The sequence below is a fragment of the Pseudomonas syringae genome (genome assembly GCF_002157375.1).
GTDB lineage: Bacteria > Pseudomonadota > Gammaproteobacteria > Pseudomonadales > Pseudomonadaceae > Aquipseudomonas > Aquipseudomonas syringae_T.
Genome location: NZ_MTSA01000020.1, coordinates 79,410 through 97,480 on the forward strand (window position 1 = coordinate 79,410; position 18,071 = coordinate 97,480).

The 18,071-nt window shown below is 57.6% G+C and carries 14 protein-coding genes and 1 pseudogene; 12 read left to right on the forward strand and 3 right to left on the reverse strand.

The features are described from left to right. The first annotated feature begins 68 nt into the window (after positions 1-68). From BW686_RS22415 to BW686_RS22465, 10 genes are all read left to right on the forward strand, one after another. On the forward strand, positions 69-1,352 hold the full coding sequence (locus tag BW686_RS22415; protein ID WP_179149357.1) for an MFS transporter: 1,284 nt from the start codon (positions 69-71) through the stop codon (positions 1,350-1,352). A 214-nt stretch (positions 1,353-1,566) separates the two neighbouring features. Then, positions 1,567-2,148 carry an alpha/beta hydrolase gene (locus BW686_RS22420; protein WP_084919646.1) on the forward strand — a complete coding sequence of 194 codons (582 nt, stop codon included), beginning with the start codon at positions 1,567-1,569 and terminating at the stop codon, positions 2,146-2,148. 82 nt (positions 2,149-2,230) lie between these two features. Continuing rightward, on the forward strand, positions 2,231-3,181 hold the full coding sequence (locus BW686_RS22425; protein ID WP_084919647.1) for a sigma 54-interacting transcriptional regulator: 951 nt from the start codon (positions 2,231-2,233) through the stop codon (positions 3,179-3,181). Between the two features lie 203 nt (positions 3,182-3,384). Beyond that, complete coding sequence (locus BW686_RS22430) at positions 3,385-4,167, forward strand: MetQ/NlpA family ABC transporter substrate-binding protein (RefSeq protein ID WP_084919648.1); 783 nt, start codon at positions 3,385-3,387, stop codon at positions 4,165-4,167. A 794-nt stretch (positions 4,168-4,961) separates the two neighbouring features. After that, positions 4,962-5,642: a class I SAM-dependent methyltransferase gene (locus tag BW686_RS22440; protein WP_084919649.1), complete on the forward strand. Its 681-nt coding sequence runs from the start codon at positions 4,962-4,964 to the stop codon at positions 5,640-5,642. Between the two features lie 35 nt (positions 5,643-5,677). After that, positions 5,678-7,219 (forward strand): class I adenylate-forming enzyme family protein, encoded by a 1,542-nt coding sequence (locus BW686_RS22445; RefSeq protein ID WP_084919650.1) that lies wholly within the window; start codon positions 5,678-5,680, stop codon positions 7,217-7,219. 16 nt (positions 7,220-7,235) lie between these two features. Further along, complete coding sequence (locus BW686_RS22450; protein ID WP_084919651.1) at positions 7,236-8,267, forward strand: hypothetical protein; 1,032 nt, start codon at positions 7,236-7,238, stop codon at positions 8,265-8,267. Then, positions 8,260-9,441 carry a hypothetical protein gene (locus tag BW686_RS22455; protein ID WP_084919652.1) on the forward strand — a complete coding sequence of 394 codons (1,182 nt, stop codon included), beginning with the start codon at positions 8,260-8,262 and terminating at the stop codon, positions 9,439-9,441. The genes BW686_RS22450 and BW686_RS22455 overlap by 8 nt, the downstream gene beginning before the upstream one ends. A gap of 36 nt (positions 9,442-9,477) precedes the next feature. Next, positions 9,478-9,864, forward strand: coding sequence for an ectoine synthase (locus tag BW686_RS22460; protein WP_084919653.1), 387 nt, complete (start codon positions 9,478-9,480; stop codon positions 9,862-9,864). A gap of 46 nt (positions 9,865-9,910) precedes the next feature. Next, positions 9,911-11,137, forward strand: a complete 1,227-nt coding sequence (locus BW686_RS22465) for an MFS transporter (RefSeq protein ID WP_084919654.1) — start codon at positions 9,911-9,913, stop codon at positions 11,135-11,137. Between the two features lie 122 nt (positions 11,138-11,259). Here the strand turns inward: BW686_RS22465 and BW686_RS22470 are convergent, their stop codons facing one another. The 3 genes and pseudogenes from BW686_RS22470 to BW686_RS22480 all read right to left on the reverse strand — a co-directional run bounded on the left by BW686_RS22470 (position 11,260) and on the right by BW686_RS22480 (position 15,825). Then, complete coding sequence (locus BW686_RS22470; protein WP_084919655.1) at positions 11,260-11,877, reverse strand: GAD-like domain-containing protein; 618 nt, start codon at positions 11,875-11,877, stop codon at positions 11,260-11,262. 69 nt (positions 11,878-11,946) lie between these two features. After that, positions 11,947-12,540 (reverse strand): annotated as a pseudogene (locus tag BW686_RS22475) (DUF6861 domain-containing protein); the annotation flags it as partial. 186 nt (positions 12,541-12,726) lie between these two features. Further along, positions 12,727-15,825, reverse strand: a complete 3,099-nt coding sequence (locus BW686_RS22480; protein WP_143514213.1) for an autotransporter domain-containing protein — start codon at positions 15,823-15,825, stop codon at positions 12,727-12,729. Positions 15,826-16,043: 218 nt separating this feature from the next. Between BW686_RS22480 and BW686_RS22490 the strand changes: the two genes are divergently transcribed. Together BW686_RS22490 and BW686_RS22495 are read left to right on the forward strand one after the other, a co-directional pair. After that, entirely contained in the window at positions 16,044-16,940 is an 897-nt protein-coding gene (locus BW686_RS22490; RefSeq protein WP_084919656.1) for a TauD/TfdA dioxygenase family protein, read from the forward strand. A 16-nt stretch (positions 16,941-16,956) separates the two neighbouring features. Beyond that, complete coding sequence (locus BW686_RS22495; protein WP_084919657.1) at positions 16,957-17,838, forward strand: ABC transporter ATP-binding protein; 882 nt, start codon at positions 16,957-16,959, stop codon at positions 17,836-17,838. Positions 17,839-18,071 lie beyond the last annotated feature (233 nt).

The window sequence follows — 18,071 nt, forward strand, 5'->3', positions numbered from 1 at the left end:
GGGGCGCTCATCGCCAATCTAAAAATAACCAGGGTGAAGAGATGAAGATAAAAGGTATTCGTTGGTGGATGGTAGGACTGGTCACGGCCGGTCTCGTCGTCAATTACCTCGCACGTAACACGCTGTCCGTCGCGGCACCGACGCTCATGAGTGAACTGAGCATTTCCACCGAGCAGTACGCGCACATCGTCGTTGCCTGGCAGTTGTGCTACGCCGTCATGCAACCGGTCGCGGGGTATATCATTGATGCCATCGGCACCAAGATGGGCTTTGCGATTTTCGCCGTGGCCTGGTCTGCAGCCTGCGCTGCTGCGGCGTTCGCAACGGGCTGGCAGAGTCTGGCGATCTTCCGCGGCCTGCTCGGGCTGACTGAAGCCGCAGGCCTGCCTGCCGGCGTGAAAACCACGACCGAATGGTTTCCGGCCAAGGAGCGTTCGGTCGCCATCGGCTGGTTCAACATCGGTTCTTCGTTCGGCGCACTGCTCGCTCCGCCACTGGTGGTCTGGGCCATCCTGCAAAGCGGTTGGGAACTGGCGTTTCTGATCGTCGGTGGCCTGGGGATCATCTGGAGCGGCCTGTGGCTGCTGTTGTACAAGCATCCTCGTGATCAAAAGCTTCTGGGCGATGCCGAGCGCGATTACATCCTCAATGGCCAGGAAGCGCGCCTCAAGGATGCGCCGGCCCAGAAGGGCAGCTGGAAACGCCTGTTCAAAAACCGTAATTTCTACGCCATCGCCTCAGCGCGAATCCTTTCCGAGCCCGCCTGGCAAACCTTCAATGCGTGGATTCCGCTGTACCTCATGACTGAGCGCCATATGAACATCAAGGAGGTCGCGATGTTCGCCTGGCTGCCGTTTCTGGCAGCCGATGTCGGCTGTGTACTGGGCGGTTATCTCAGCCCGCTGTTCCACAAGTACTGCAAGGTATCGCTGTTCACCTCGCGCAAGATGGTCATGCTGTTCGGCTGTTCCTGCATGATCGGTCCGGCCTGCATCGGTCTGGTTGAAAGTCCTTACACCGCCATCGCGTTGCTGTGCATTGGCGGCTTTGCTCACCAGACCCTGTCGGGTGCGCTGTACTCGATCACCTCGGATTCGTTTGGCAAAAACGAGGTCGCCACAGCCACCGGCATGGGCGGGATGTTCGGCTTTTTTGGTGCTGCAGCCTTCACGATGGTGTTCGGCGTACTGGTCACTAAAATCGGCTACAGCCCGCTGTTCGTGGTGCTGGCGGTGTTCGATCTGATTGCAGCGGTCGTGGTGTGGAATGTGGCCCGTGAAGTCCCGCAAAACGAAGAGCCGGTGATGCTGGCGACTGGCGAACCGGGCATTCGTCCTGTTGCGGCAACCTGAGGTCCGTCGTATTCCTGTAACGAAACGCGGCTAGTCTTTGCCCTGAAAGTCATTTTGTTAGGGGCTGTTCCTTGAAGGCAGGGTGCAGTCCCTTTTTTTCGTCCGCAGTCTTATATTCTTTTTGAGTATTAATAAATATCTTCTTATTCCTTAGAGGATGTGCTTTCGATCCCTATACTCGCCTCATGAACGCATACGTGCAGGAGGCAAATCCATGCATAACGAGTCGATCCGGTATCTGATCGTGCCAGGCTGGCAAGGGTCTCCTGATGATCATTGGCAGACCCACTGGCAAAACAGCTTGCCCAACAGCACGCGCGTGGAACAGGCCGACTGGCTCAAGCCGCGCCGAGAAGACTGGGTGGGCGAATTGCAGCGCACGATTGCTGCCGACAGCACGCCGGTCATCCTGATCGCTCACAGCCTGGGGTGTGTGACGATCGCGCATTGGGCGCAGCTCGCTCCGCTGGAAACCCTGCGTCAGGTGCAAGGTGCGCTGCTGGTCGCACCTGCCGACGTCGAGCGCCCCAATTGCCCGCCTGCCTTGCGCAACTTCGCCCCCATTCCGACCGACCTGCTGCCGTTTCCGACACAGATTGTCAGCTCCGACAACGACCCCGCAGTCAGCTCTCAGCGTGCCCTCGAAATAGCGCGTCACTGGGGTGCCGAGCTCGGGTTTCTGAGTCAGGCCGGGCACATCAACGTCAAGTCCGGCCATCAGCGTTGGGAGCAAGGTTTCGCTTATCTCTACCGGCTGCAAAACCGTCTGGAGCAACGCGCGCGCCGTCGCGCATGACCGGGCGACCTGTTTATCGGACCTTTCCGGTCCCGTCTTTTTAACGCTTGAGCCATCGCAGAGGCTCAAGCGGGAGTGTGTCATGAGTCTTCACGAAACCTTCGGTCAGCCGCTGCTGACTTTTCCCGATGCAGAAAAAAGCCCGCTCAGCATTCGCGCGAAAGCGCTGGTGTTCATCGACCCGCGCTCACGCCGCCTGCGCGAAGAGATGGAGCTGCTGGCTCCGCGTTCGCTGCCGGTTCTGATCCGCGGCGAATCGGGGACCGGCAAAGAGTTGCTGGCGCGGCATATTCATCGCGGCAGTGATCGCTCCGGCTTGTTCGTGTCGGTGAACTGCGGCGCCATCAGCCCGACCTACGCCGATGCCGAACTGTTTGGCTACGCAGCCGGCGCGCACAGCGGATCGATCAGCAGCCGTGCAGGCTGGTTCGGTTCGGCCAATGGCGGCACCTTGTACCTGGATGAGATCGGTGACTTGCCGTTGCCGATTCAGGTCAAGCTGCTTGCCGCGCTGGAGAATCACGAAGTCACACGAGTCGGCGCGCACCAGCCCAGCCCGGTCGATGTGCGTCTGGTCGCCGCTACCAGTATCGATCTGGCGCAGGCGGTAGCCGCCGGTAAATTCCACGAGCGGCTATATCACTACCTCAGCGAAGGGCGTCTCGACTTGCCTGCGTTGCGCGAGCAGCCGGGCAACATCCTGCCATTGGCCGAATACTTTGTCGGCATTTACAGCCAGCGTCTCAACCTGCCCGTGCAACTGATCAGCGAAGACGCGCAGCGCACGCTCGAAGCCCATAGCTGGCCCGGCAACACCCGTGAGCTGGAAAACGTCATCCACTTTGCCTTGCTGGTCAGCAGCGGTGACGAGATTCAAGCGCAAGACATCAACCTGCCGGACATCGCTACCCCGTTGACACTGATCGAGCGTCAGGCGCGACGAGTGCTGAGTGGTGGGGATCGCGAGCAGCTTTCGGCACTGCGGCAACTGTTGGAAACCGTGACTGCGCAACTGGAGCAAACGTCGCCTTGAGCCGTCTGCACCGTGTTTCGGTCAGGCAGCGGTGTACTGTGGTACGAAAAAGAATAAGCATCCGCTTAAAAAGTATTTTCTCGGAATATAAAACATCGGTAATGTCTACATGATGTCGCAGCGCTTGATAAGGCGGCGGCAAATCACTGAATCATAAGGCGTCATTTTTCGATGACGCTTCCGGATCTCGCTAAGGACACCGCATGAAAAAGACGTTTTTGATGACCGCGCTGGCGGCTGTATTTTCAATTGGCCTGGCTCATGCTGGCGAAAAACTGGTGGTCGGCGCGACACCTGTGCCCCACGCGGAAATCCTTGAGCTGATCAAGCCAACCCTGGCCAAGGAAGGTGTGGACCTGGAAATCAAGGTCTTCACTGACTACGTACAGCCGAACGTTCAGTTGAGCGAAAAGCGCCTGGACGCCAACTATTTTCAGACCAAGCCTTATCTGGATGGCTTCAACAAAGGCAAGGGCACTAGCCTGGTGACCGGCGTTGGCGTACACGTCGAGCCGTTTGGTGGCTACTCCAAAAAGTACAAGAAACTGGCCGAGCTGCCTGAAGGCGCAACCATCGCCATTCCAAACGAAGGCAGCAACGCAGGCCGTGCGCTGCTGCTGTTGCAGAAAGGTGGCTTGATTACCCTGAAGGACCCGACCAACGCTCTGTCCACGCCAAAAGACATCGCCAGCAACCCGAAAAAATTCAAGTTCCGCGAACTGGAATCGGCTGTATTGCCACGGGCGCTGAGCCAGGTTGACCTTGCGCTGATCAACACCAACTACGCGCTGGAAGCCAAGCTCAATCCGAAGAAAGACGCGCTGATTATCGAAGGTGCGGACTCGCCGTACGTGAACTTCCTTGTCACCCGCGAAGACAACGCCCACACCGATGCCATCGAGAAACTGTCGAAAGCGCTGACCAGCCAGCAAGTCAAAGACTTCATCAACAAGAAGTACGAAGGCGCGGTACTGCCAGCGTTCTGACCCACTGACTTTCGTTCAGCGTACATAGAACTTGTTGGAGCGAGCTTGCTCGCGAATAGGTCGTCACAGCTCCTGAAAACAGGGTGTCTGGACTATGACTCTCGTTCGTACGCTGAGACGATAATCCCCCCTATCGTGCGACGCTCCGCGTCGCATGCCGTTCTGGACGCTCAACGTTGTACACAAGTTCTTTTGATTCTGGCCGAAGGCCGTGGGAGCGAACTTGTTCGCGAAAGGGCCTGTGTCATCACCGAAAATGCTTCGTCTGAAATACAGTCTTCGCGAACAAGTTCGCTCCCACGCGCTGCGGCAGAAGCCAGCAAGCCTCGTTTTCCGGGCTCTTTGAGAGCGTTAGGACCGAGTGTTGATCGCAAGAGCACCTATCGTGCCCATTCCAGGCAGAAAACCATAGGTACGCGGCGGTCAGGCCTTAGGGGAGGGATGTTCGCAACTCACTGATTATCCGAAGTATTGAATTATAAAAGGTCAGGGATGCGAGCAGTGTCACCCAGCGGTGACAAAACTATTGGATCCAAAACAGTGATTTCGCCTTGACAGGCCATCAGGTCGAGTGCAAGTATTTCGCTCCGTTGCAAGACGTCTAATGAGTGTCTGAAACGGATGCACTACTAATAATAAAGTGGATTTCTAATGATGCATTACTGTTCGGGTCGCCCCCGCCCTCTTTCATAGCTGTTCCAAGTCCATACAATCTATTGACTATTTACAGGTCACGCGCTGTCACGCGACGTTATGTGTTGTGCATGGATCTGCATAAATGACAGGGAATAACTATGAAAGTAGTAGACAGTTCCGTTCTGAAAAAATGGTACGACAGCGAGTACAGTGCCTGCCCTGACGGTACGTTGTTTGGTGAGTTACGAGGCGAGTTCAAACAGTTTTTATCACGCCTGCCTGATGGTCCGGGTGAAGCGCTTGAGCTTGGCTGCGGGGACGGGCGCAATCTCACTGCGTTGGCGCGTAAAGGTTATCGTCTGAGCGGCGTGGACATGGTTGACAGCACGGTGCATAGCCGGACACTCAATCCCTGGTTAAAGGACCTGAACTTTCAGCAGGCTGATATCCTGACCTGCACACTCGCACGTGAACGTTATGATGTGCTCGTCTGCTCCGAAGTGCTCCACTTCTTCACGAAAGATGAACTTCAACAGGTGATGCCGAACATAATCAGTGCCGTGAAACCCGGCGGGTATGTTTTTCTGGATCTTCTGTCAGACCTGACTCGTTTCTTTCAAACCACCGGAGAACCCTTCATCTGGGACAAAGAGGCCGGGCTCTCCATTCAGGACAGCGAAGGCTTTTTCGATGCGTGGCTGAGTGGATTTGATATCGTGGCTTTTAATCATTTCTTTGACAAGCAAAGTTGGCCGCTGACGGACGCCGGCAACTTGCCCATCGCGCCTTATACGTGGCAAGGCACTTATGTTTCGGTGTGCGCGCAAAAACGTAAGTAACGTCAGGAGGGTTTCGCCTAAAAGGATATTCAGCCATGTCGTTATTTCATCAGGTTATCGCAAATCATGCCGGCCGATACCCTACTAAACCGGCCATCATTCTGGATGGGCAGGCGACTTCCTATCGAGAATTGCAAACGCAGGCAGATGCCATAGCGTCGGTGCTGCCAGCGCTCGGTATCCTCCCGGGCGACCGGGTTGGTCTGTACGCGCCGATTTCCATTGATCTGATCGCCAGCTACCTCGGTATGCTGCAAGCCGGAGTGATCACTGCTGCGACTCATCACACGCTCAGTCGTACCAAGCTGATTCATCAGCTCAAGCATTCTGGTGCCCGGGTGCTGATTACTGACTGCACTGAGGATCTGCCTGATTTGATTCATAAGGCTGATCTCGAGCTTGTTTTGCTCACCGTCCCGGTTCAAATAGCGATACCTGGCGTTATCCAGCTTGCCGATGCCATCGCGAAGTACCGCGATGAAACGAATGCCGTTGACTCGTTATTGGCCGATGATCCTGAGCGTCCCACATCGATATTTTACACCTCGGGATCGACCTTCAATCCTAAAGGTGTGCTCGTCAATCACCGCATCATGTTGGCAGCCAGCAGTCGGGTCACCGCGTACCTGAGTAACAACACAGAGGACCGAATCCTCAGCTACTCGACACTGGCATCAGATTACGGCGTCTATAACGTCATGATGCCGTTATACGCGGGCGCCACCAGCGTTGTTGAGAGCCGGCCTGCAAGTAGCGCAGAAGACGTACTCGCGGTCGTCGAACGCGAGGCGGTTACGGCAATGCATGTCTTTCCTCCGGTGTTTTTCCTGCTGGCCAATGCAGGACCCGGTTGGCAGGCGCGAGTGCCAGGCTTGCGTTACATCTCCAGCAGCGGGCAGGCCCTCCATAGCCGTCATATTCAGCGCATTCGCCAAGCGCTGCCTCAGGTGCAGATTTTTTCCAACTACGGACTTACTGAATGCAAACGCGTGAGCTACCTGTGCCCCGAAGAAATTGATCGTCGCCCAACGTCGGTAGGCAAACCCCTGCCCGGTGTCAGCCTGTACTTGCTGGACGAGCAGGACCGCGTTATCGACCAGCCTGGACAGGTTGGCGAGTTGCTGGTGACAAGCGACTACCTGATGCTTGAGTACTGGAATATGCCTGAAGCGAACGCCAGAGCCTTTGTACACAACGCCTTCGGTCACTCACGGCTGTACCGCACAGGCGATCTCTTCAAGCAGGATGCAGAGGGCTATCTCTACTATGTCGCCCGTAAGGACGCCGTATTTGCGCGCAATATCTGGAACGTGAACCCGCTGGAAATCGAGCAGTGCCTGGCCTCGCACCCAGCGGTTGCCGAGGTGCTGGTGGTGCCGGTCGCTGACGAGTCGGCCGGGCATGTGCCCAAGGCTTGCATTGTGCTTGATATTGATCATCGCGAAACAAGCGAGCAGACGCTGATCGACTACTGCAAGGAGCACCTGGATTGGCACATGGTCCCGACTCAGTGCGTATTTCTTGACGCCCTGCCAAAAACCGATTCTGGCAAGTTTTCCGCCAAAGGACTGATCTGATAGTAGGAGCTATGCCATGAAGACGTCACTCCAGCCGAAAGACGACACGGCGCTCGACCGCGACTTACAACAGAGTGCGATGCTGAAACTCGCAGAACACTTCAACCGTTTGGCCACAGGTGCCAGCCAGGTGCCCTTACAGTCCCTGGACAGTCACCTGCGGTGTGAGATTCAGGACCGATGCGTCCTCGATTATCACGATCGCCTGATTGCAGGCGCCGGGCCATTATTCTCCCACTTCCTGGCCAGCGTGCCCTACATCCTCGAAGAACTGGCCAGAGTCGGTGTTGCGCTGACCCGTTTTGCTCAGCGCTATGGCAGAGAAACAGGTCAAACCTTCAGCCTGTTCGAAGTGGACGCCTTTGACGGAAGTCAGGGCCGTGCGCTTGCTGACCATTCGCACGGTCTGATTCAAAGCTTTACGTCCTCTCCAAACGGGGCCAATCAGATAGCCTTCGACCGGTATGCCGACCCGGCACTGTCGCTGTTCTTTCCACAGTCGGTGTTCAAGGTAACAAGAGAGCTATTGCAAACCCCCGAATACGATCGTTTCAGCGAGGGATTCGATTTCATTTACGAGATGGCCGCATTTCAGTTCTATACCCGTGATCGCGTCGGCCAAATCTCCCATATCAAACAATTTCTAAAACCCGGCGGCCTGGTATTTTTCCTTGAGAAGCTTAACCATCCCGATCCGGAAGAATACCTGCTGCGGGAGCGGATCAAGGACGAGCAGTTCAAGACCCGCTACTTCAGTGAAGAAGAGATCCGCTGGAAGCGCGAGCAGATGCTCGAGCACATGCAAAACGGTCAGGTCACACTGGAAGAACTGGTGAGTGCCCTGTCCGCTCGGTTTAGATGTGTGCATCTCCTGTGGAGCAGTAGCAACTTCTGTGAGTTCATTGCCTCGGACGACCCTGAAAAGATCGAGCAGTTTCTGGGTCTATTGGGCCCGACCGTCCAGCCGGCGGGTTTTTGCTTTGAACGTTCGCGTCTTGGCGCTATAGCTCACGCGCAAAACGAGAGTGTGGAGCTTGGCGATGCTTGATCCAGCGGAGCAAGCGTTCCAGCCCAACGCATTGCCCTCGATGTGTCAGCGGGCAGTCGAGCACCTGCCTTTGTGGCGGGAGCGGGCTGCGGCAGCTGAAAAAAATCGTCGGCTGAGCGGCAACACATTTGACGAACTGTTTGCCGGAGGCTGGCTGGATCTGGTGTCGCCGCGCGCTTGCGTCACAAGCACCGGTCACTGGCCCACGCTGATAGAAAGCGCACGGATTGCCGCTCGGGCGTGCGCCTCGACAGGGTGGATGCTGGCGTTAGTGGGAGGGCACGGCTCAATTGCCCGGCGACTACCTCCTGTCTGCGTAGACCAGCTTTACCACCATGGCCCGCGACAGCTCTTCGCTTCAGCCTCCACCAGCGCCGATAGTCTGCTGTCCTTTGAATCGGACGGTGTTCGGGTTGACGGGCGGTGGCGCTTCAGTTCAGGTATTGAGGACGCGACCTGGTTGATGCTCAACGCCCCCTGCCCGAACCACCCGGAAGCGGCTGATACGGCGCGTTTTCTGGTGCTGATCGCCGCCAGTGAAGTTGAGAGGCTTCATAGCTGGGACAGCTGCGGTATGGCGGCAACGGGTTCCCACGACGTGCTGCTCCGCCGGTTGTTGGTGCCGCATGATCGTGTCTTCGCGCTGCATAAGGTGTTTGCGCAGGACCCGCTTGCGCAAGCGGGCGACTACATAGACAGAGTGCCCCTTGTGCCCTACCTGACCACCTCAATCATTGGCCCTCTACTGGGCTGCGCCGAGGGCGCACTTGCGGCGTTTGTAGCTGCTCTCAACGGTTCATCAACGGTCAGCGATCCCCGGATCGCCGAACAGGCTGCCCATTCGGCCGCGCAGCTTTACAGCGCCGGGCTGTTGTATGACTCGTTAATCACTCGTCTGCATGAGGCGGGTATCAATGACCAGGGGCTGGACGCGCAGCAACTATTACAGCTGAAGCGCGACCGCGCTTATCTGGCGGACCAGTGCCTGCAGGCTGTACGCCGGTTAGTGGAAAGGCTCGGCGCGTCTTCGTTGGTAGCCAGTAACCCGCTTCAGCGCCACTGGCGTGATATCCAGGCCATGGTCGCGCACCGCGACGTGTCCTGGAACGAAACGATGCAGGCCTGTGGCGATGCCATTCTGCGGCCCGTCGCTGCCAGCACTCAAAAGAACTGATTTGGTTTCCAATCGACTGTCTCAGAGAGGTTTCACATGTTCGTTCGCAACAAGACCGATGTCGAGAAAACACCTTACTTCGTCGAATGGGGGGCCGGAACCAGTCACCGTCTGCTGACCGAACAAGATGCTATGGGGTTTACGCTGTGCCATACCATTGTCCGCGCGGGCACAGAATCGCTCTTGCATTACCGAAATCACCTAGAGGCGTGCTATTGCATCGGAGGGGAAGGTGAGGTCGAAGACATGCAAGGCAATGTATTTCCGATCCGACCTGGAGATGTGTATGTGCTTGATCAACATGATCGCCACTTCCTGCGCGGCGGCAAGGAGCAAGACTTGATACTGGTCAGCGTTTTCAATCCACCACTGCAGGGTGACGAGCGACATAATCTCAATGACGTTTCGGGATCCGCCTACTGAGTTTCCTTTGGCGCTATGCCGCACTGCTTACTGACAGGAGTTCTCCATGCGTAAGGATTACCTCGCTTTCTTTACCTCGCTTTTTCTATCGAGGCTGGCGGATCAGATCCTGTTGTTTATTGTGCCGCTTGTGGTGTTCCAGACCACCCAGAGCGCTTCATTGGCCGGGCTGGCGTTTTTTGTTGAATCGTTACCGAGGTTTCTCGCGTTTCCAGTATGCGGTGCCCTGTGCGACAAGTACTCGCCTATCAGAATTCTGCACATCAGTCAGGTGTACCGGGCATTGCTCTGCGTGTTGGCGATGGTGCTCTACGCACTCTTCGACGGCATCGGATGGCTCGTGGTGCTTTCGGCATTGTGCGGGGTGCTGACGACGCAAGGCATCATGGCGCGCGAAGTGCTCATGCCGCATATCTTTGAGCACTACAGCTACACCAAAACATTGTCCTATTCCCAGATCGCCGACCAGACGGGACTCGTTCTCGGGCCTCTGGTCGCAGCACTGATGCTGGAGGTGTGGGCCTGGCACTGGGTGGTGCTCTGGATCGCCGGATTATTCCTGCTGGCAGACCTGAGCATGTTGGTGTGGCAACGTCTTAGCCGTATGACGCTGGAGGTGTTCGAGCAGCATCAGGACATCTGGCTGCAGCCGTTGCGGATTGCATTCGGGCATATCCGTAGCCTGGCGGAATTGAAAAAGATCATCACACTGGCGGTAGGGGTCAACCTGATCGTCGGGGTGACCTTGGCGACCTCGGCAGCCATGGTGATCGGCGAGTACAGCGCAGGCAAAGACAACTACGCAGGGCTGCAGGCGGCGGGGGCGGTGACCACTATCGTGATCCTGTTCTTTCTGGCCCGTGTTGTGCTGCCTCTGCGGGTCCTGGGTGGGGTCGGGTATTCAATGATCGCAATCGGGGCATTTATCAGCGCCCTGAGCCCTAACCTGATCGGCTATACGGTGGGGTTTCTGTTGATCGTCGGTTTCGACAAAATGTTTAACGTCTACATGCGCACTATCCGGCAGCGGGTGATACCGCAGCAGGACTTCGGCAAGACGGTCGGCGTGATCACGTTGCTTAACAACCTGTCCCAGCCTTTGGCAGGTTTGCTGGTGGCTTTGCTGGCCGCACCCTTGGGCACCCAGCAGGTCATCCTGATACTGGCCGTGCTGACTTCCCTTCTCGGGGCAGGTGCCATGTGGTGGTTTGCAAAAGCCCGCGCGCCATTCCCGTCCTCGATGCTTGAGGCTGACCAGAAAGCCGGAAAATGAAAAACGGGGCTGATGTCGCTTCACTGAGTCTGGATGGGCCAGGGTTTCTGAGGAAACGTACAGTGCCCATCCATGACGCAACCCGTGCCAAGAGCGCCTTGAAAATGAATCCATTGCTGCAGTCAAACATCAGGGAATCCCCAGTCCTGAAGGGGCGAGAGCTGAGACAGGAATGTTAAGTGTTCGATGGTTTTAACTTTTTGCAGATTTTCTAATTCCATCGGTCCGCCGAGTGCCAAAGCAGGGACGAAGCCGTACATTTCGTCACTTTTGAGTGGGCCGAGTTTTTCGAGAGCCGGTTTAAATAGATCAGATAAGTCGTTATAGGCAGGATTTAATGAGGAGAAAAAAACGTGGGCTCCCAGTTCTAATTTTTCTCCAGTAAAGGGGTTGGAAAAAGAGTAGTAGCGCCCGGCGTAGCTGGAAATGTTAAGGCAGTGCCCTCCCTTTTCACCCCATACATAAAGTACGCCGAAAGCTCCGCGTGCAATGACGTGGTATTTTTCAGTCTGATTAAGTCCTGTAGTAGGGATCCAGTGACTGATGATGGATTCGTAGTCTTGAGGGTTTACCGTCCAAAATAATCCATCGGCATATCCAGCCCAGCCGTGTTCAGTCCAATAGCTGAGCAGCTGATCTGGAAGTTTGTTTTTGTATCGTGCAATGCTCGTCTCAGGCACCTCATAACGATAAATTTCAGGGACGAATTTTTTAAGAAAAAAACTAAAGTGCTCGTCCATAAATGCTCCCTACTTGCATCTTTCAAGTTTAGAATTCATGAGTGTCGCTCCGCGACGTGCTTCAGCCGCATGGCCTTGGGCGATGTGATGTGCGGCGCGGTCTATAACGTAGGGATCATCGCCGCCACCGAACGGGTTGAGTCCCGGTTCACCACGCGTCCCTTCCCACGCGACTTTGATGCCACGCTTGTAATGCTCGGCAATGCGTGGGAGGCCGTCGATGAAAAATTCGGCAATGGAGGCCAGGCCGAGAATGCCAAGAATCCAGGTGCTGAGTTCCAGGCCGGCGGCGGCACCCACTGCGGCAGAAGGGACTGCGCCAATTCCAAAGAAACCTGCGCCGACCCCTGCGCCTATCGCGCCCCCGGCGAGCGTGCTGCCCGCGACGATCATGGCCATCTGGCTAATCACGTCTATCAGGTCGTTGATGATGCTGGCAATATCGATGTCTGCGAAGCGCCGCCCAATCAGCCGCGCCGCTTCCCATTCAGCCCGGATGAACGCAGTTCTGATCGTGCTGATGCGCCGAAGGTTGAGGCGCAGTGTCGGGACGGGTTCATGGTTGAGGCCGTGCTCGAAGCTGCCCCCACTCTGATAGCCCATGCGATGGGTCATGCGTCTTTCTATATCGAACCACGTGGGCAGGATGTTCCATAGCGACATTCGGCGTCTCCCTGACGGTCCCGGCTTGCTTGCAGGGGCACGGTAGAGAGGGCCAATAATGATGTCAAAGCCGCTTGGGTTTTTCTGACAGGTCCTACTTGGTGTTCCTACGCATCGAGTCGTAAAGTCCCGCATGCTGCCCCCTGAATGCCAACAGGGAACAGCACACGTGACGCTATTTCAGCCTTAAAACGCCAACGTTACTCGAGCATTCAGCGTCTGATCGGATGCGTCGCTGCTCACTTGGCCGTTGTAACTCACCCCGACGCTCAGTGTGTCGCTCAACCCTAAATCAACACCTGCGCCGAGTACCGCTGCGCTGCGTGCGATGGGTGCGCCGGAGAGTTCGAAGGTGCTGCCGCCGTTGAAGGCTGCTCGGCTTTCCGGTGTGACATCGCCGTAGGCACGACGCCAGCCCAGTGTGGCGTTGGGTTTGACCGCGACGCTGCCGACACTCAGGCGAGTGGCGGCGCGCAGGCCGAGGGTGCTGAAGGTAATGTGGTTGTCCTGGGATTTGTTTTGCAGGCTGATCGCGTTGCTGTTTTCGTCGAAGGCGTCGGTGTCCAGTCGCACATGCGCCAAGTTAGCGAAGGGTTCGAGCTGCGCGTTGCCCATCTCGATGGCGTAGCCCAATTCGCCGAAGACCTGATTGGTCGCCGCCTTGTAATCCTCTTTGAAGTGCTCGGACGAGCCGGGCAGGTCCAGCGTGCGCTTGGCGGTCAGCTCATGCCAGGTGCGCACCGCGCCAAGGCGCAAGGCAAGCTGGCCCCACTTGGCTCCGCCGTAGACACCCAGGTGGTAGTTGTCGCTGTCGGTGGAGCCGGAGGCATGGCGCACGTCGAAACTGCTGTTGCTGAAACCGGCCAGTGCGCCTACACGCCAAGTGTCGTCAAGCGGCACGTCAGCGCCGAACAGCAAGCCGCTGGTGTGCGTGTCGAGGCCCGAGACGTCGCGGGTGCTTTCGGTTTTGCCGGTGGCGCCGATGGCCTGAGTCCAGACCACACCACGCGACGCATCGCCAGCGAGGGTTTGTGTGCTGCTGCCAAATGCCTGTGCCGACTGCGCTTGCTGCATGCGGTCGTTCATGGCGTTGCGTACCAGACGGCTGTCTTCGATCAACGCTGACTGAGTCGAGGCATGCAGTTCGTTGGACAATGCCTTGAACGTCGCTTGGGCGGTCGATGCATCATCCTGTACCACCTGACGCCAAAGCGCGTTGTTTGCGCCGGCGCTGTCCAGGCCTTGCGCGACGGCTCGGGCGTTGTCGGTGGTCGCCAGGCTTGAGAACGTCTGTGCGTTGCGAGCCAGGGTCAGCCCGACATCGGTCGCGGTGTAATTCAGGGTCGGGGTGAGGAAGGCGAAGTTGGTTTGCACTGCGGCAAATGCACCACTCACGCCGCCGGCTGCGGAAAGAATCGAGTAGCGGCTCGCGGCGACCCAGTTACCGCCTTCGACCAGTGACAGTGTGCTGTTATTGATGGTCGCACGGCCGCTGGCGACGATGCGGTCAGCGTTGCCGTTGGCGTCCGACTCTACTTGGTACACCGAACCTTGAGCGAGGTTGACGTCGCCGTTTACGTTCAATTGCCCCACCGAGTTGCCCGGTGCAACCACGCCGCCTTGAGCGACGTTGATGCCGCGAACGGTGCCGTTGCCGCCCAGTGTTGCGCCTTGCTGCACACTGACGATGGAATTGCCCAGGTTGCCGTTTACCGCCAGACGACCCGCTTGCACAGTGGTTGCACCGGACAGGCTGCTGTTGCCGGTCAGGTTCAGCGAGCCGACACCCCGTTTGATCAAGGCACCGTTGCCCGCCAGCGTGTTGGCCAGGGTCGCGTTGGTCGACTGATCGACCACCAGCGTGGCGTTGTCGGTAATGGTGCCGCTGCCGAACGCCTGGGCGTGGCCGGTCAGGACGCCACCGTTGATCACGGTGCCACCGGAGTAGGTGTTGTTACCGGTCAGCATCAGATTGCCGGTGCCGTTCTTGATCAGCGCGCCGCTGCCGCTGATGTCGTTGCGCCAGGCGTCGATAGCGTTGTAGCCGCCAAGGCTGGCGTTCATGTTGACCGTGACGTTCGAGTTGAATGCCGCATAGCCGTCGCCTGCCGCGTACAGGTTCAGGCGGCCATAACCCCCCGACTGATCGATCACGGCGTAGCCCGACGAAATTTCAGTGGTCGCCAGGATCTCGCGGCGCTGACTGGCGTCCAGGTACGGGAAGCGGGTTTCCAGCAACACTTCGGCGTTGGTCGGCACCACGGGTGCCAGGTTGGTCGGGCCGACCGGGTCGAAGCCGTAGGTCATGCGCGAGGTGAACAATGCCTTGTCCTGCGCATGCTGCGAGGTGCGGTCGGTGGCCGGGTCGATGGTCGCCATGCAGGTGTTGACGTCACCGCCGCACTGCGCCGTGAAATAGGCCAGCGCCTGGGCGCGAGCATCGGCGCGCAACTGGGCGTTGGCCGGGTTCGACAGGTTGTCGATGGCAAAGTAGGTCGCGGTGATACGCCCGCCCATCACGTCGAACGGCGAGTGCATGCCGGCTTCGATGCGGTTATCGCCGATTTCCGAGGCGCGCAGCATCAACTCGCTGAAGCGCTCGGGAATCGCGTAGGCCAGTGCGTATGAAGACAGATACGCCGCGTTGGTGTGACCGCTGGGGAAACCCGAGTCACTGGCCGGTGTAGTGCTTTCGGCCGGGCGCAGTGAAGGCGCAACCACGAATGCCAGACTCTGACCGTCCAGGCTCTGGCGCCACGGCCGTGGGTACAGATAGTGGGATTTGGCCGGCGTGGTAGACGCATCGTTGCGCACAGCGCCGACCAGATCCACGACTTTGCCCAGCGCGGAAGATGAGCTGCCTGCGCCGTTGCCTTTGTCGTCGTACTTGACGGTTTTGTTGCTGTCATCGAATTGCGTGATGGTCGTGAAAGCGCCGGCGCCTGCCTTATAGCCATCGCTCAAGGAACCCAGGCCGCTGATGGCGCTGTAGCTCTGGTCGCGACGGTCATCGAAGTAGGCGGCGGTTTCCTGAGCGACTGTGCGGGAGTTGGCGCGGTCGACCACAATTTGCAGGTTGCGCCTGAGCAGGCTCTGACCCAGTGCGGTCGGTGTGCCGGTATCCCAGGTCGCGCCGGTCGTCCACAGGGTATTGAACCCGGAAAGCAGATCAACGCCATTGATCCTGTTGTCACCCGAACGGCTCGCAGCCTGCACCGATACCGCAAGCAACGACAGTATCAATGAAGACACCATGACATGGGCAACCTGTTTATTGGATCGCATAGCGTACGCCTTCACTCGGTCTGGATGAGGCGCAGACCCTAGCAAGGCGTTCTTACACTTGGATGTATCTGCCGTGACACATTTGTGCTGGTTGTCGATACAGAGAAAAGGTCTGAAGCATCCAGCGCTATGCATATTCCTTAACGGTATTTAAATTATTTTTCTTATGCCTATAAAGTTCCCTCTTCAGTCACATCTGTTCTGGAGTCGGAGTTCTCATGCCAGCAGTCTCCCACGTTGCATCGCCCCCTCGCTTCGCGTCGCAATCGTTTGAAGTGCGTCCGTTCACTGACAAGGTGGGCGCTGAAATCGTCGGGCTTGATCTGTCCAGGCCTCTCGATGATGCCGATTTCGCTCGCGTGCATCAGGCGCATCTGGATCACCATGTGGTGGTGTTCCGCGACCAGAAGATCACGCCACAACAGCAGATCGATTTCAGCCGGCGTTTTGGTGTGTTGCAGATCCATGTGCTCAAGCAGTTTCTGCTGGCCAATCACCCCGAGATTTTGATCGTCTCGAACATTGTCGAGAACGATAAGCCGGTGGGCTTGGGCGATGCCGGTAAGTACTGGCATTCGGACCTGTCGTACAAAGAGCTGCCGAGCCTGGGGTCGATGCTGTACGCCCAGGAACTGCCGAGTGAAGGCGGCGACACGCTGTTCGCGGACATGCATCAGGCGTGGGACACACTGCCGCAGCATCTGCGCGATGCCGTTGAAGGGCGCTCGGCGGTTCATAGCTACACCGCGCGTTATGCGGAAGGCCACAACGCTGTCAACTGGCGCCCGACCCTGACCGCCGAGCAACTGGCTCAAGTGGTCGAGGTCAGCCACCCGATTGTGCGCACCCACCCTGAAAACGGGCGTAAGGCGCTGTTTGTCAGCGAGGGGTTCACCACTCATATCCTCGGCCTGCCTGAAGATGAAAGCCGCCAGATTCTCAATGAGATTTACGCCCACAGCGTGAAGCCCGAGCACATCTATCGGCATCAATGGCAGCCCGACGACATGGTGTTCTGGGACAACCGCTCCCTGATTCACCTGGCCGCCGGTTGCCCGGCCCATCTGCGGCGCAAGCTGCATCGCACGACCATTCAAGGCACTGCGCCGTTTTGATTCAGGAGAGCTGTTCATGAATGCTGTCGCGCAAGGCCACACGGCCAGCACGAGCGACCAATCGCAACCGGTCGTTCAGCACAACGCTGAAGCCTTGCTGCACGTCCGCGGCGTCAGCCTCGAATACCGCACACCTGAACGTGTGGTGAGGGCGACGCATCAGGTCAGTTTCGAGGTCGACCCGTCTGATCGTTTTGTGTTGCTTGGCCCGTCTGGTTGCGGCAAATCGACCTTGCTGAAAGCGGTGGCAGGGTTCATCCGGCCCAGCGAGGGCGAGATTCGTCTAGCGGGTCATCAGGTGACTGAACCCGGGCCCGACCGCATCGTGGTGTTTCAGGAATTCGACCAGTTGCCACCGTGGAAAACCGTGATCGAGAACGTCATGTTTCCGCTGCTTGCGTCGCGCACGCTGAAGCGTCCCGAGGCGTTGGAGCGCGCGCGTTATTACCTTGAAAAAGTCGGCCTCAGCGCGTTTGCCGATGCCTACCCGCACACGTTGTCCGGCGGCATGAAAGCCCGTGTGGCGATTGCCAGGGCATTGGCCATGCAGCCGAAGATCCTGCTGATGGACGAGCCGTTCGCCGCGCTGGATGCACTGACCCGGCGCAAGATGCAGGAAGAGCTGCTGGAGCTGTGGGACGAGGTGCGTTTCACGCTGCTGTTCGTCACGCACTCCATCGAAGAAGCGCTGGTGGTGGGCAATCGCATTTTGTTGCTGTCGCCCCATCCGGGACGTGTGCGCGCGGAAATCAACAGCCACCAATACGACCTGAAAAGCCTTGGTGGCGTCGGCTTCCAGCAAACCGCTCAACGTATTCACCGCCTGTTGTTTGACGAGGGCGATGCCGGGCAGGTCGAGCAGGACCTGAACTTTCAGGACATCCGGATCGCTTATTGAGTGACTGCATGGCACGAGTTTTTGATTCTGGCCGAAGGCCGTGGGAGCGGACCGGGCGATGCTTCGCTTGTCCGTTCAGACGAGCTTTCTGTGGGAGCGGACTTGTCCGCGAAGACGGTGGTTCAGACGATGCATCTTCGGAGAATGTAATGGCCTCTTCGCGGACAAGTCCGCTCCCACAAGGGCTTGCTTATAACGCTGAGCGTTCTGCATATCCCGCTCGCGAAGAATAC